Annotated in this window: 15 protein-coding genes; 3 read left to right on the forward strand and 12 right to left on the reverse strand. The window is 28.4% G+C overall.

Features of this window, described 5'->3' with window-relative positions:
• The 4 genes from QM495_RS08520 to QM495_RS08535 all read right to left on the reverse strand — a co-directional run.
• A partial coding sequence (locus tag QM495_RS08520) for a M1 family metallopeptidase (RefSeq protein ID WP_408671681.1) occupies window positions 1-2,061 on the reverse strand: 2,061 nt, incomplete at its 3' end.
• Between the two features lie 64 nt (window positions 2,062-2,125).
• Window positions 2,126-2,623: a DUF6702 family protein gene (locus QM495_RS08525; protein ID WP_408671682.1), complete on the reverse strand. Its 498-nt coding sequence runs from the start codon at window positions 2,621-2,623 to the stop codon at window positions 2,126-2,128.
• A gap of 69 nt (window positions 2,624-2,692) precedes the next feature.
• Window positions 2,693-3,466: a hypothetical protein gene (locus QM495_RS08530; protein ID WP_408671683.1), complete on the reverse strand. Its 774-nt coding sequence runs from the start codon at window positions 3,464-3,466 to the stop codon at window positions 2,693-2,695.
• A complete protein-coding gene (locus QM495_RS08535) occupies window positions 3,450-4,190 on the reverse strand; it encodes a carboxypeptidase-like regulatory domain-containing protein (RefSeq protein ID WP_408671684.1) in 741 nt (246 codons plus the stop codon). The genes QM495_RS08530 and QM495_RS08535 overlap by 17 nt, the downstream gene beginning before the upstream one ends.
• 145 nt (window positions 4,191-4,335) lie before the next feature.
• Between QM495_RS08535 and pepE the strand changes: the two genes are divergently transcribed.
• Window positions 4,336-5,043: a dipeptidase PepE gene (gene pepE / locus QM495_RS08540; protein ID WP_408671685.1), complete on the forward strand. Its 708-nt coding sequence runs from the start codon at window positions 4,336-4,338 to the stop codon at window positions 5,041-5,043.
• Here pepE and QM495_RS08545 read toward each other — a convergent pair.
• From QM495_RS08545 to QM495_RS08580, 8 genes are all read right to left on the reverse strand, one after another.
• Complete coding sequence (locus QM495_RS08545; protein ID WP_408671686.1) at window positions 5,027-5,755, reverse strand: DUF4369 domain-containing protein; 729 nt, start codon at window positions 5,753-5,755, stop codon at window positions 5,027-5,029. The two genes, pepE and QM495_RS08545, sit on opposite strands and share 17 nt — an antisense overlap.
• A gap of 14 nt (window positions 5,756-5,769) precedes the next feature.
• Window positions 5,770-6,912 (reverse strand): 3,4-dihydroxy-2-butanone-4-phosphate synthase, encoded by a 1,143-nt coding sequence (gene ribB / locus QM495_RS08550; protein ID WP_408671687.1) that lies wholly within the window; start codon window positions 6,910-6,912, stop codon window positions 5,770-5,772.
• On the reverse strand, window positions 6,912-8,360 hold the full coding sequence (locus tag QM495_RS08555; protein WP_408671688.1) for an LptF/LptG family permease: 1,449 nt from the start codon (window positions 8,358-8,360) through the stop codon (window positions 6,912-6,914). Before QM495_RS08555 ends, ribB begins: the two co-directional genes overlap by 1 nt.
• Before the next feature lie 5 nt (window positions 8,361-8,365).
• Window positions 8,366-9,019, reverse strand: a complete 654-nt coding sequence (locus tag QM495_RS08560) for a LolA family protein (protein WP_408671689.1) — start codon at window positions 9,017-9,019, stop codon at window positions 8,366-8,368.
• A 1-nt stretch (window position 9,020) separates the two neighbouring features.
• On the reverse strand, window positions 9,021-11,384 hold the full coding sequence (locus QM495_RS08565) for a DNA translocase FtsK (RefSeq protein WP_408671690.1): 2,364 nt from the start codon (window positions 11,382-11,384) through the stop codon (window positions 9,021-9,023).
• A gap of 52 nt (window positions 11,385-11,436) precedes the next feature.
• The gene (locus tag QM495_RS08570) at window positions 11,437-11,805 is read right to left on the reverse strand and encodes a diacylglycerol kinase family protein (protein ID WP_408671691.1); all 369 of its coding nucleotides are present in this window, start codon (window positions 11,803-11,805) and stop codon (window positions 11,437-11,439) included.
• Between the two features lie 2 nt (window positions 11,806-11,807).
• The gene (tpx, locus tag QM495_RS08575; protein WP_408671692.1) at window positions 11,808-12,305 is read right to left on the reverse strand and encodes a thiol peroxidase; all 498 of its coding nucleotides are present in this window, start codon (window positions 12,303-12,305) and stop codon (window positions 11,808-11,810) included.
• Between the two features lie 94 nt (window positions 12,306-12,399).
• Entirely contained in the window at window positions 12,400-13,032 is a 633-nt protein-coding gene (locus QM495_RS08580; RefSeq protein ID WP_408671693.1) for a peroxiredoxin, read from the reverse strand.
• 184 nt (window positions 13,033-13,216) lie between these two features.
• On the opposite strand from QM495_RS08580, the gene QM495_RS08585 reads away from it, so the two are divergent.
• Both QM495_RS08585 and QM495_RS08590 read left to right on the forward strand, forming a co-directional pair.
• Window positions 13,217-14,575: an MATE family efflux transporter gene (locus tag QM495_RS08585; RefSeq protein ID WP_408671712.1), complete on the forward strand. Its 1,359-nt coding sequence runs from the start codon at window positions 13,217-13,219 to the stop codon at window positions 14,573-14,575.
• Window positions 14,562-14,789, forward strand: a complete 228-nt coding sequence (locus QM495_RS08590) for a hypothetical protein (RefSeq protein ID WP_408671694.1) — start codon at window positions 14,562-14,564, stop codon at window positions 14,787-14,789. The genes QM495_RS08585 and QM495_RS08590 overlap by 14 nt, the downstream gene beginning before the upstream one ends.
• Window positions 14,790-14,792 lie beyond the last annotated feature (3 nt).

Consider the following 14,792-nt stretch of genomic DNA (forward strand, 5'->3'; position numbering starts at 1 on the left):
ATCTTCATATTCAAATTCAACAATAATAGGCATTACTAAATCACCAGGTTTTTCAAACTTCAATTCGTAAAAATATTTTGGAGCTTTCATTGTCTTTTTTTCTTCCGAAGAAAAATTTTGATCAATATAATCACTTAATAAATTATAATCCTCTGCTTTTTTAGTTTTCAAATCTTTTCTAAAGTCTTTACTATCTTCAGAAATTAAATACAATGAAGGTGGTAATTGATCTACTGTTATTCCATAGCGTTTTGCCATATTTTGAGCTCTTTCAGTAGGTTTATCTGTAACATAATATTTTTTCACTTCTTTTATACCAATATCATTATTTCCAGTAGTGTAAAACCAGCCCCTCCAAAACCAATCTAAATCCATTGCTGAAGCATCTTCCATACTTCTAAAGAAATCAGCAGGAGTAGGGTGTTTAAATTTCCATCTTTTTGCATAAGTTTTAAAAGCATGGTCAAATAATTTTGGTCCCATAATAGTTTGACGAAGCATAAATAAACCAGCAGCTGGTTTAGCATACGCATTTGACCCAAAATTGATAATATTATCACCCTGAGTCATAATTGGAGTTAAGCTACTTTGATCTCCTTTCATATAACCCACAACATTTTTTGGGTATTTTTCCAAAGGAAACAATTCTGAATCATAGTTGTATTCAGCTAAAATTTCAACAAAAGAATTTATTCCTTCATCCATCCAAGTCCACTGGCGTTCATCAGAATTTACTATCATTGGAAAAAAGTTATGTCCTACTTCATGCGTTATCACACCAATCATCCCTTTTTTTGTTCTTTCAGAATATTTACCTTCGGCATTTGGTCTACCAAAATTCCAACAAATCATTGGGTATTCCATTCCTTGACGTTTTGCATTTACTGAAGTAGCTTGTGGATAAGGATAATCAAATGTATGTTCTGAATATACTTTTAATGTATTGGCTACAGCTCTTGTTGAATGTTTTTCCCAAAGTGGGTTTCCTTCTTTAGGAAATAAAGAATATGCCATTACAGTTTTTCCGTTTATAGCTACAGCCATTGCATCCCACAATAATTTTCTTGAAGATGTAAATGCAAAATCACGAACATTTTCAGCATATAATTTCCAAGTTTTAGTTCCATTAGATGTACTTTTTTTTGTTGCTAAAGCATCTTCAGGTGTTACAATATACATTGGATTGTCAAATGTTTCTTGTGCTTGTTGGTAGCGTTTATATTGTTTTTTTGTAAAAACTTCTTTTGGATTTTGAATTACACCAGTTCCATTTAAAATATGATCTTTGGGTGTTGTAATTGAAACATCATAATTACCAAACTCTAAGGCAAACTCGCTTCTTCCCCAAAATTGTAAATTTTGCCATCCTTCAACATTATTGTAAACGGCTAGTCTTGGAAAAAACTGTGCAATAATATACAAATTGTTACCATCAGGTAACGGTTCATAACCAGATCTTCCTCTGTCCGCGGTATAATCATTAATATTATACCACCATTTTATATTAAAAACAAAACTTTCACCTGCAGCAATTGGTTTCGCTAAATCAATGCGCATCATGGTATTATTAATCATATAGTCAATTGCATTTCCATTTGCATCTACAATATGTTCAATGTTAAAACCACCTTGAAAAGGTTTTCCCATAAACAATTTTGTGAATTTTGAAGGAGAATATAAGGCATCTGGTCCACCACCTTTTATATCGTTGGTTTGTGAATTTGGTGCTCTCATATTTTGGTCTAGCTGAATCCATAAATAGTCCAAATTATCTTTAGATCTATTATGATATGTAATTGTTTCTTCACCATAAAGTTTTTGAGTATCATCATCTAAAACAATATTCATTTTATAATCAACTTGTTGCTGTGTGTACTCATACCCTGGAGCTCCTGAGGCTGTATGTTGCTTATTTGGAGTTGGTAATTCTTCTTTTATTTGTTTGAACTTACTAACATTTAAATGTCCAAATTGGCGTTCTTTTTTTTGCGTTATTTCTTGTGCAAAAAATGGAGTTGATAGAAACACTAAAGACAGTGCTACTAGAAGTATTTTTTTCATGGTAGATGATTTATAAATTCTAGAGTGAAAATTAATTATTTTCAATAAGAATTAAATAGTATTCTTAAAACTTTAACAAACCTTTATCATTTTTCCTTGTTAAATAAAATGTTTTATGAATATTATTTGCATGTATTTTAATAAGATTCTGTTGATTTTCAAAATCTCTAAATAATGAATTATTGAAGACTTCAATTGAATTAATGGATTGAATATTAGTTATTTCTAAATAAAAACGAACAATATTATCATCATATTCTTTTCCAATGTAGTTCACTATTTTATACTCGTTATTTATGTTAACTTTAAAATGTTGGTTTAAGTAATTTTTAAAATAAACATCAATACTATCAACTTCTTCTTTGCTATCAATGTTTAATCTCGTATTATAGTCTTTATTAAGTGTAAACTCTATATCGTCAATAAATATTCCTAAAGTTATTTGAACTGCTTGTTGTTCTTTAACATATTCAATTTCACATAAACTAATATAATACTTGTGTAAACTAAAAGCTAAAAGAGGAATTGTTAGAAAAAGTACAAAATATTTTGAAAATTTCATTCTAATAAATTTATTGGCTAATTAACAAAAAGCATTCCAAAAAACAAGTTATAATATTTATAAATCTCTTTAATTATTAATTGAATTAAATTTTTTGGCTTGTTTTACTAGAAAATTTTTAATAATAATTTCATCTTTATTATAGAATTCATTTAATCCATTTCCTTCACAATAATCTAAAAATAAATTGATCTTATCATTAGGAATTTGAAGCCATTCAATATAAAAAGCATCCTTGTATAAATTTCTAATAAAGTTAGGGAATTCACGTTTTTGTTGCTCTAATTTTTCTATTTCGGCTTTCTTTTTCTTTCTTCTTAAACGTGCCTTTTTGGTGAGCATCATAAATAATGCAATTGGATTTAAACCACCTGCATGAGCATTCGGATCAGTTAAGTTTCTAGCATTAGGAGCTTTATTATTTATAATTTTATCATTATCTAAAATAGTTCCTTTGGTAACCGCAATATTGATGCTATTCAATAATATTTTTTTATCTAACATTATTTCATCAAGTTGATTGAAATCTGGTTCTAAATAAACTATAACTTTTTTTGATTTTAAATGCGTTTTCGAAATTTTAATAATTCTATTTATATAAATGAGTGAGGAAAATAGTAGTGAATCACCTTCTTTTGCATAAATTGTGAAAGTTCCATTTAAATTGCTTGAAGTTCCTAAACTTGTTGCTTTATTCAAAATATTTATATCTGGTAAAAGTGTTGAATTGAATTTAACAATTCCTTCAAGTTTTAGGTGTTTATTTTCTTGAGCGTTCGTTTTAAAAACAATAAACGTCAATATTAAAAAAAGAATTCTAGATGTATTATTTCTTAATTTCATTGTAGGTTTTACTTTCTTCTTGTACTATTTTTATGACTTCTAATAAGTTGTTTTTGGTATAATATTCAATAATGTTTCTATATTCACAATAACTTAAAAAGTGGTTAATTTTTTCTTCAGGAATATGTAATTCTTTTGTGAAAAAATCAATACCTAAATCCATTTTAATTTTTGAAGGAAAATCCTTTTTTGTTTTTAATTGGGCTTTTAATTTTCTAAGTTTAATCATATAATAATCAGGTATAGAGGCACTTCCACCTGCGCCATTCATCATTATTGGGTCTGTTACATCTTGTGCATTTGGAGCTTTTAAAAAGCCATGAGTATCAGGAGGTAAAACCTTATTCAAATCACTTAACTTATACACAAAATTATGTTTTGGTAAAGTATCTATTGGAGTTTTGTTAAGATCTGAATTTAAATTGCCCGATAAGCCGTGTAAAAAAACTTCATTTAAATTATTCACCATTGCAATTAATTGAATTTCAATTTTTTTAGACTGAATATGAGTTTTATCTATACTAATTTTTAATTTTTTGTACTGTATTGATGAAATAAGTAACGTATCATTTTTTAATACATTTAGTTCAAATTCACCAAATTTATTACTAATTGTACCGTGTTTAGTACGAAGGTTTATAATATGTACATTCTCTACATCATTATTTAAACTAACTATTTTTCCAACAATAGTAGTTGATGTTTCTTGAGAAAAACAACTCATAGCAAGAAATATTAAAAAAAGTAAGTTGGTTAATCTTAATCTCATTAAAACAAAGTAAGATATTGAAATCTTAAAATAGTATTAATGCTGTGGTAAACTTTTGTTAAAGATTGTAATTTAGTATATTTGATAAAACTTATTTTTAATGAAAAAACTATTGATTGCCAGTACTTCAACTGTTCATGGAAAGGCTTATTTAGAATACATTTTACCTCAATTATCTGATTTTTTTAAAGGAATTCATGAAATTTTATTTATTCCTTATGCACGCCCAAGTGGACTTACTCATGAAGAATATACAAATAGAGCTAAAGAAGGTTTTAATAAAATAAATATTAATTTAAGAGGAATTCATGAATTTGATAATCCTGTAGATGCTGTAAATAATGCAAAAGGAATTTTTGTAGGCGGTGGAAATACTTTTTTACTGGTTAAACAATTATATGAACATAAATTAATTTCAACAATTAAAAATGTGGTTGAAAACGGGATTCCTTATTTTGGAACCAGTGCTGGAAGTGTTATTACTGGCGTAACTATGCAAAACACTAATGACATGCCAATTATATATCCACCAAGTTTTGATACTTTTGGGTTTTTAAATTTGAATTTAAATTGTCATTACTTAGATGCAGATGTAAATTCTACACACATGGGTGAGACAAGAGAAACTCGTATAAATGAGTTTCATACAATAAATAAAATTCCTGTTTTAGGATTAAGAGAAGGAAGTTGGTTGCAAGTTGAAGGTCAAAAAATACTTTTAAAAGGTGATTTAAATGCTCGTTTATTTCAGCAAAATAAACCAGCTATTGAATTACCTCCTGAAACCGATTTTAGTTTTTTAATGTAATTTTTAAAAATGAAGAAATAATTTGAGCATCAGGTGATTTTTTTACTTCCTCTGATAAAATTTTATACATTTTCCCAACTCTTAGAGTATCAATAGTTGAAGATTTAAGTTGATCTCTTAATATCATTGCAGAAACATAAGAGTCTTTATTTTGAAGAATATATTGATAACTAAACTCAACAAATTCATGTTCAATATTTTTCATTTCATTTCCAATAAAACGTAACTTTTCAGCATCATTTTCAAGCCTTGCTTTTTGAAATTGAGGAAATAAATAGTCTATTTTTTTAAAAATATTTTTAGATGTTGTTTTGTAATCGTTCAATTTAGTATTTAGAGGAGAACCTGTAATTAAAGGATCAGTTATTGCTTTTGAATTTATGATAATATTTAAAGGTGTATTTTCAATAATAAATGGTGTAATTGAAGAATAATTTTCAAATGTTAATGCAAAACGCTCAGGGAATTTAACGATTCCTATAAACTTAAAATGATTGTTTATTATTTCAGAAGAGTCTATTGGGTAAATTGAAGTTTCAATTATTTTATTTAAGTACACTTTTTTTGAATAAAAATTTTCTAAAGTGCCTTTAATTTCAAAACTAGTTGAATTATTCAAAGGTGTTTGTAGTTGTTTTTTTACTTGTGTAGGGTTTTGAGCACAAGAAAACAACAATAAACCTAAAAAATAAAGTAAAAAAAACCGTTTCATTTTAAAATAATGACTTAATAATTCATATACTCCACAATTTCAAGTCCATAACCAGTCATACCAATACGTTTTGTAATTGATGGAGCGTTTGATAAAATACGTAATTTACTAATCTTTAAATCGTGTAAAATTTGGGCACCAATTCCAAAATCTTTATCATCTGGTTTAATTCTTGGAATTTTATTTTCAGTTTCATTTTGTGCTTCTTTCAGTAAAGATAAACGGTTAACTAGGTTAAAAGATTGATTTTCTTGACTTATAAAAACTACAGCTCCTTTTCCTTCATTATCTATCATTTTAAAAACCCTAGAAAAAGTATCATCAGGTTTTTTTGTTAAAAGTCTAATAATATCATTATTAATTAATGAAGAATTAACACGAACAGTTATCGCTTCATTAGAACTCCAAGAACCTTTTGTGAGTGCAATGTGAACTTGATTATTTGTGGTTTGTTTATAAGCTCTTAACCTAAATTCTCCAAAACGAGTTTGCGTAGTAAAATCTTCAATCTTATAAATTAACGAATCATATTTCATACGATAAGCAACTAAATCTTCAATTGAAATTATTTTTAAGTCGAATTTTTTCGCTACTTCTAACAATTGCGGTAAACGAGCCATTGTTCCATCTTCATTTAAAATTTCAACTAAAATACCAGCTGGTTGAAAGCCAGCTAAGCGAGCTAAATCTATTGATGCTTCTGTGTGTCCGGTTCTTCTTAAAACACCACCTTCTTTTGCTCTTAAAGGGAAAATATGGCCAGGTCTTCCAAAATCATCGGGTTTTGTATTAGTTGAAGTTAAAGCCTTTATAGTTTTTGCTCTGTCTTGAGCTGAAATACCTGTAGTACATCCATCACCAATTAAATCTATCGAAACGGTAAATTGTGTATTATGTAATACGGTATTTTTATTTACCATAAGCGGTAAATCTAATTCTTCACTACGGGCTTCTGTTATTGGTGCGCAAATAAGACCTCTACCATTTTTTGCCATGAAATTTATCATTTCAGGAGTAACACATTCGGCAGCAGCAATAAAATCACCTTCATTCTCTCTGTCTTCATCATCAACAACAATAATCATTTTACCATTTTTAATATCTTCTATGGCTTCTAATATTGTGTTTAGTTTTATTTTATTTTTAGGACTTCCCATTATTTAGTGGTTGTTTTATTTGTGAATTTACTAAAAAGTTTTTGGGTGTTTTCAAATACTGAATCAATGTTAAAAATACCCATTCCTTTTGTTGCTCTTCTTGTAAGTAATATACCAAAGGGTAATAATATTATTGTAGATAACCAACTCCCAAATAAGGCTGTTATTGCACTTTCTTCAGATAAGTTTTTACCTAATTGAGATATGAAAAAATAGATTACAAAAATAGTTATTGCCATAATCATTGGTAAACCAAAACCACCTTTTCTAATGATTGAACCTAAAGGTGCTCCAATAAAAAACAATACTAAACATGCTAAAGAAAATGAAATTCTATAATAAATTTCATGGTCATAAAGATTCAATAATTTCCTTTTGTCTTTGAAGCTTTTTTCCTGACTTTTATTACGATCAATTATTCGTTTTAGCAATTGTAATGATTCATTTATAACTATATTTTTATTTTTAAGCGTGAAATTTTCTAGTATTTCAGGTGTTAAAGTATCATCAATAAGAGAATCTTCATATTTATATAATTTTTTAACTTCCATAAGTTTGTATAAATATTTAGCTCTTTTATCAATAAATTCATCATATTTTTTTTTTGTTTTTTTAGAAGTAGAATCTAATTGAACAATGCTTAGCATCCCGTGGTGTTCTTTTATTTTTTCATCATCTAAGCTACCATCATCATTAAAAGAAGATATATCAATATTGATAATATAAGTACTAAAGGTTGCTTTTGATGCAGGCATTTTAACCCTTTCTTTCGGTCGCATAGACTTTTTTACATGTTCCTCGTAATAATTACCATTCTTTAAGGTTAAAGTCATGTATTTACTACCTTCTTCAGATGAAATAATACCTTTTTCAGCTGTAATAACTTTAATTTTTCCTTTTGCAGCACTTAAGTCAGCAATTTGGACATTTTTAAGCAAGTTTTCTTCTTCACCATATTTTTCTTCAAATTTAATGCTGTAGCCTGGAATTTCGGTATTAAATGCACCTGGCACTAGGGATAATGCAGGTTTTTTCTTTTTTATATTCAAATATAAATTTTTCTGTTTTAAGGTTGCCCAAGGATAAATATTATTTAGAAATATGAAGTTAAGTGCACTAATAAATAAGGTTAAAATAACTAAAGGTTTTATAACTCTCTGTAGTGAAATACCTGCAGATTTTATGGCAGCCATTTCATAATTTTCTGATAAATTTCCAAGTGCCATTATTGAAGACAGTAAAATACCTATAGGTAATGCGGTTGGTGTAAGCATAAGTGCTAAATACCCTAGAAATTTTAAGATGAAGAATATATCAATTCCTTTACCTGCAATTTCATCAAATGCTAACCATAAAGATTGCATCACCAAAACAAATAACACCACAAAAAATGTAGCCAAAAAGGGCTCTAAAAAGCTTTTTAAAATGTATTTATCAAGTATTTTCAACGCTTTTATTTTGGTTCAGAGATGATGTATTTTTTTTGATCTCTGTATTTTGCTGTGTCAAAGATAAAAAGCTTTTCTGATATAGGTTGATTTGTTTTGAAAGTTCTTATTTCAAGAGTTGTAATTGTTTGGTTTTCACCTGTTTCAATTACATTATAAATATGTTTAGTTTTAATATCAATTCCAATAAGTACACTAATAATTTCAGAGTTACTATCTATAGGTGTTAATTTAACATACTGTATTTTAACGCCTTTAAGGGTTTTTAGTTCACCCATTTTATAAGTATATCCTTGTTTGTAAAATGAGAACATTTTTGAAGGAGTTAGTGTTTCTTCATCATTATCTGAAGAATTTTGTATAATTACTTCTTCATCTTCATGAATAATAAGATATATTTTTTTCCCATCAAATATTTGTTCTGTACCCATATAGTTTAAATGGTACAAATCATTTTTTAAGGTTACACTTCCTCTAGTTTCTTGGTGTACATTAGCTTCTATATTATCAAATTTATGATTAAATTCAATGTAAATGTTCTCATAAGCTTCAACTTTTTTAGCTACTTCATCTAATAAAGATTTTGCTTCATTAGAATTTTGGCTAAAAATAGGAATGCTTAAAAATATAATTGTTAAAAATAGTGCTAATTTTCTCATTCTATTCTTTTGTAGTTGGTTCATTATCTAATAATTGGTTTAAAGTCATTTCATCTGGAATTAAAACTTGACGTGCTTTACTTCCTTCAAAACAGCCAACAATTCCTGCAGCTTCTAATTGATCTATTAATCTGCCGGCTCTGTTATAACCTAATTTTAATTTTCGCTGTAATAAAGAGGCTGATCCTTGTTGTGCATGCACAATAATTAGTGCAGCATCTCTAAATAATACATCTCGTTCGCTAATATTTAGATCAAGACTTGTGCCAACTTCTTCACCACTATATTCCGGAAGTAAATAAGCATTTGGATACGCACGTTGAGAACCAATAAAATCGGTTATTTTTTCAACTTCTGGAGTGTCAATAAATGCGCATTGTAGTCTTATTACATCATTCCCGCCTGAAAACAACATATCACCCTTTCCTATTAATTGATCAGCTCCTTGGCTATCTAAAATTGTTCTTGAATCTATTTTTGAAGTTACTCTAAAAGCAGCTCTTGCAGGAAAATTTGCTTTAATAATTCCTGTAATTACATTAACTGATGGGCGCTGAGTAGCAACAATTAAATGAATTCCAATGGCACGCGCTAATTGTGCTAAACGAGCAATTGGAGTTTCAATTTCTTTACCTGCAGTCATTATTAAATCGGCAAATTCATCAATAACTAAAACAATGTATGGTAAAAATTTATGTCCGTCATTTGGATTCAATTTTCGAGCTTTAAATTTTACATTATATTCTTTAATATTACGAACCATTGCATTTTTTAATAAATCGTAACGAGCATCCATTTCAAGACATAAAGAGTTTAAAGTGTTTACTACTTTAGTGGTATCAGTAATGATAGCTTCTTCAGTATCAGGTAATTTAGCTAAATAATGACGTTCAATTTTATTGAATAATGTTAATTCTACTTTTTTAGGATCTACCAATACAAATTTAACTTCAGCAGGATGTTTTTTGTATAATAATGAAGTTAATACAGCATTTAAACCAACAGATTTTCCTTGTCCAGTTGCACCGGCCATTAATAAATGTGGCATTTTAGTAAGATCTACTACAAAAGTTTCATTTGAAATAGTTTTTCCTAGCGCAATAGGTAATTCCATTTCAGATTTTTGAAATTTGGTGGAAGAAATCACAGATTTCATAGAAACCATTGTTGGTTTTTTATTTGGTACTTCAATACCAATAGTACCTTTTCCAGGAATTGGAGCAATAATTCTAATTCCCATTGCTGCTAGTGATAAGGCAATATCATCTTCCAAGTTTTTTATTTTTGAAATTCTAATACCAGCTTCAGGAACTATTTCGTATAAAGTAACTGTTGGGCCAACGGTTGCTTTAATTCGTTCAATACCAATGTTATAATTGTTTAATGTTTCAACAATTTTATTTTTATGCAATTCTAATTCTTCTTGATCTACAGAAATTATTTCGTTGTAGTCTTTTAATAAATTTAATGTTGGGAATTTATAGTTACTTAATTCTAAGGTTGGATCGAACTCACCAAAATCGGCTACAAGTTTATCCGATAAATTTTCAGTTACATGATTTTCATCAACAATTTTATCTACGGCTATTTCAACTTCATTTACTATATCATTCGTTGAAAGCGTTATATCCAATTCTTTATCTAGTTGAATTTCTTCAGAAGAAATTTTTGGTGGTTTATTTTCTACAGGTAAATCGAATGATGATTTAGTTTCGTTAGAAATATTCTCGGTAGTTAAATCGTTAATAATTGAATCCTTATTGTTTGTGTTAGAAGTTGTAAAACTATTTTTAATAATTTCAGGAGTTAATTTAAAACGAATTACTAGGTATGATATACCTAAAAATAATAACGATAAAATTAATCCTGTTTTACCTAAAAATTGTTGTAAATAATTATTTAATTCAAATCCAATAATACCTGGTAACAATGGATTTTTGTGTGCTAAAAAACCAAATGATATTGAAAACCAAATAATTCCTAAAATTCCCCAACCCCAAGATTTTTGTACTTTTTTGAAACTTCCTTTTAAGAAAATAAATAAACCTGAGAAGAATAATAGAATTGGTAAATATAATGCTGTAATACCAAAACTCTTATATATAAAGAAATGGCTAACGGTTGCTCCAATTTTTCCTAATAGATTTTTTACAGTAGTATTTTTATCGGTAAAATTTACAAGCTGACTTTGATCTTGTTGCCAGTTAAAAAGATATGAAATAAAGGATGCTATCAAGAAAATTGAAAAAAGCATTACAAATAAACCAATAATAGTTTGTGTTTGCCTATTTCCAAAAAACGATTTTGTTTTTTGAAAGCGTGGTTTTGATACAGTTTTTGTTGTTATTTTTTTCTTTTTAGCCATTTACTTAGATATCACACAAAAATATAAAATTAAAGTGATTGTAGTTAAAAACCTACATAAATTTAGGTAAGTAAATAATTAAACCAATAATTATGGCAAATATTGCAGCAAAAAAAGCTGCTCCAGCAGAAATATCTTTTATTTTGCCAATTTGTTTGTGATAATCTGGGTGAATAAAATCTGAGAGTTTTTCAATACCAGTATTTAATGATTCTGCTACCAAAACGAGTGCAATTGATACTAATTGAAACATCCATTCGGTAGCAGAAATATGCATTATAAAGCCAAATATTGTCATAAGAATACCAATAATGACTTGCGTTATAATACTATTTTCAGAAGTAATTAAAATCCAAAAACCTTTAGCTGCAAATTTTACTGAATGCAGTCTGTTTAGAAAAAAATTACGTTCCGTATTCATAATTACAATGCTTTTAATGCAGCTTCATAATTTGGTTCATCAACAATTTCAGGAACTTGCTCTGTATAAGTTACAACTCCTTCTTCATCTAAAATAACAATTGCTCTTGAATGTAGGTTAGCTAAAGGACCATTTTCAATAGTTGCACCGTAAGATTTTCCAAATTTCCCTTTAGCAAAATCAGATAAAGTGATTACATTTTCTAAACCTTCAGCACCACAAAAACGAGCTTGTGCAAATGGTAAATCTCTTGAAATACATAATACTTTTGTATTTTCTAATTCACCAGCTTCTTTGTTAAACCTTCTAACGGAAGCTGCACAAGTATCAGTATCTAAACTTGGAAATATATTTAAAATTAGTTTAGAACCTTTAAAATCTTTTAATTTTGCTTTTGATAAATCTGCTTTTATTAAAGTAAATTTAGGTGCTTTACTTCCTATTTTTGGTAATTTCCCAACAGTTTTAAATGGATTTCCTTTTAATGTTATTTTAGCCATAATAAATTTTTATAATTATAAGTTTCAAAGTTAGTTTAAATACTAAAAACTCTCGAATAAATTCGAGAGTTTTTACAAATATATTTGATTTTTGTTAGTGTTTTGATAAATAATCTGCAACACCTTCGTGTGTCGCTTTTAATCCTTCTTTCTCAGAAGTCCAGTTTGCTGGGCAAGCTTCACCATGTTCTTCAGTAAATTGTAAGGCATCTACCATTCTTAAGGCTTCATCTACATTTCTTCCTAATGGTAAATCATTAACTACTTGGTGGCGTACAATACCTTCTTTATCAATTAAAAATAAACCACGGTACGCAATTAACTCGCCACTTGCTTGTAATTCATCATTGTCATCATAGAAGTAATCACCAGCTAAAACATCATAATTTTTAGAAATTGTTTTATTGGTGTCAGCAACTATTGGATAGGTAACACCTTGAATTCCTCCTTGTGCTTTTGGCATTTGTAACCAACCCCAGTGAGATTGTTCAGTATCAGTTGAAACGGCAACTAATTGTACGTTTCTTTTTTCAAATTCTACTATTTTTTCTTGAAAAGCAAATAATTCAGTAGGGCAAACAAATGTAAAATCCTTTGGGTAAAAGAATAAGATAACATATTTTTTTCCTTCAAATTGATCTAAAGAATAATTTTCAGCAAACTCTATTCCGTTTACTACTGCTTGAGCATTAAATTTTGGTGCTTTTTTTCCAACTAATACAGCCATTTCTATAATTTTATTTTGTGAATATTAATTTTTATATCTGCAAATCTACGTTTTTATATAGCGAATCAAAATGATGCTAATTTTTATATTTTATTACGAAATAGATTTTATTTATTGTTCCTAAATAACGTACTTAATGATACGTATTATTCTTGTATCTTCGCAACTTAAAATTTACTATAAATTGAACCTTAAAAACTATACGTCAGAATTTAAAAATAACCTAAAGTTAGCCACGCCAATTATGATGGGATCTTTAGGGCATTTATTAGTTGGTTTGATTGATGATATTATGGTTGGTAGGCTGGGTCCTGTTGAATTAGCAGCTACTTCACTGGGAAATAGTTTAATATTTATTGCTCTTTCAATTGGTATTGGTTTTTCATTTGCTATAACACCTTTAATTGCTGAATCTGATGGTAAAGGTAATAAGGAAAGAGGCAGAAGCATCTTTCAACATGGTGTTATTTTAATGACCATTTTAGGTGTTGCAGTGTATGCAATGTTACTTGTAATAAAACCGATTCTATACCATCTAGATCAACCTGAAGAAGTTGTAAAATTAGCTATTCCGTACTATGAAATTGTGGCAATATCAATGATTCCATTAATGATATTTCAAGGATTGAAGCAATTTACCGATGGTTTGTCTGAAACAAAATATGCAATGTATGCTACAATATTAACAAATATTGTAAATGTAGTACTGAATTTTGCATTAATTTATGGGTTATGGATTTTCCCTAGATTAGAAATTGTTGGAGCTGCGTTGGGAACGTTAATTTCTAGAATTGTGATGGTTGTCTTTTTATATATAGTTTTAATAAAAAAGCAAAAATTTGCTGTTTACATGCGTAAATTACAGCTCCATGAATTCAAAAAAGTAGTATTTCAAAAAATAATAAATTTAGGTTTTCCTACAGCATTGCAAATGCTTTTTGAAGTAGGTTTATTTACAGCTTCTGTATTATTAGCAGGTACTTTAGGAGCATTACCACAAGCCGCAAACCAAATTGCATTAAAATTAGCGTCAACAACTTTTATGATTGCAGTTGGTATTGGAGTTGCATCAACAGTGCGTGTTGGAAACCAAAAAGGATTAAAAAATTATGTTGAATTGAAACGTATCGCTTTTTCAAATTTTTTATTAATTCTAATTATAATGTTTGCTTTTTCAATAGGTTTTATGGTATTTAAAGATGTATTACCTTGGATTTTTACAGATAATTTAGAGGTGATAGAAATAGCATCAAGCTTATTAATAATAGCAGGGATATTTCAATTATCGGATGGATTACAAGCCGTTATTTTAGGTGGTTTACGAGGATTACAAGATGTAAAGTGGCCTTCAGTCATTTCATTTATTGCCTATTGGATTATTGGGTTTCCTCTATGTTATTATCTAGGAGGTGAAGATGTACTTGGTACTTTAGGTATTTGGATTGGGTTATTAACTGCTTTAACAAGTTCAGCAATCATGCTGTTTTTTAGATTTAACTATTTGTCGAACAAATTAATACAAGAAAAAAATGAACTTACCTAAATTTTTACTAGGGGATAACACAGATTGTAAAGATGATATTTTTGTAATCCATACAGAATTTCCACGATTTATTATTAATCTTGTTGATGATGAAATTGAATGGCTAGAAGATTTTGATGGCGCAGATCAAGAAGAATTAGAAACACAAGTAGCTATTCTTATTGATCAAGCAAGTGAATTTTATGACCGTGAGATGAAACGTTATCAAGAATAATAA

The organism is Lutibacter sp. (genome assembly GCF_046055765.1).
Taxonomy (GTDB): domain Bacteria; phylum Bacteroidota; class Bacteroidia; order Flavobacteriales; family Flavobacteriaceae; genus Lutibacter.

Bases quoted from the DNA above. Each gene is read 5' to 3' on its own strand.
- QM495_RS08525 (WP_408671682.1), bottom strand. From the start codon at position 2,623: ATGAAATTTTCAAAATATTTTGTACTTTTTCTAACAATTCCTCTTTTA.
- QM495_RS08530 (WP_408671683.1), bottom strand. From the start codon at position 3,466: ATGAAATTAAGAAATAATACATCTAGAATTCTTTTTTTAATATTGACG.
- QM495_RS08535 (WP_408671684.1), bottom strand. From the start codon at position 4,190: ATGAGTTGTTTTTCTCAAGAAACATCAACTACTATTGTTGGAAAAATA.
- pepE (WP_408671685.1), top strand. From the start codon at position 4,336: ATGAAAAAACTATTGATTGCCAGTACTTCAACTGTTCATGGAAAGGCT.
- QM495_RS08545 (WP_408671686.1), bottom strand. From the start codon at position 5,755: ATGAAACGGTTTTTTTTACTTTATTTTTTAGGTTTATTGTTGTTTTCT.
- ribB (WP_408671687.1), bottom strand. From the start codon at position 6,912: ATGGGAAGTCCTAAAAATAAAATAAAACTAAACACAATATTAGAAGCC.
- QM495_RS08560 (WP_408671689.1), bottom strand. From the start codon at position 9,019: ATGAGAAAATTAGCACTATTTTTAACAATTATATTTTTAAGCATTCCT.
- QM495_RS08565 (WP_408671690.1), bottom strand. From the start codon at position 11,384: ATGGCTAAAAAGAAAAAAATAACAACAAAAACTGTATCAAAACCACGC.
- QM495_RS08570 (WP_408671691.1), bottom strand. From the start codon at position 11,805: ATGAATACGGAACGTAATTTTTTTCTAAACAGACTGCATTCAGTAAAA.
- tpx (WP_408671692.1), bottom strand. From the start codon at position 12,305: ATGGCTAAAATAACATTAAAAGGAAATCCATTTAAAACTGTTGGGAAA.
- QM495_RS08580 (WP_408671693.1), bottom strand. From the start codon at position 13,032: ATGGCTGTATTAGTTGGAAAAAAAGCACCAAAATTTAATGCTCAAGCA.
- QM495_RS08590 (WP_408671694.1), top strand. From the start codon at position 14,562: ATGAACTTACCTAAATTTTTACTAGGGGATAACACAGATTGTAAAGAT.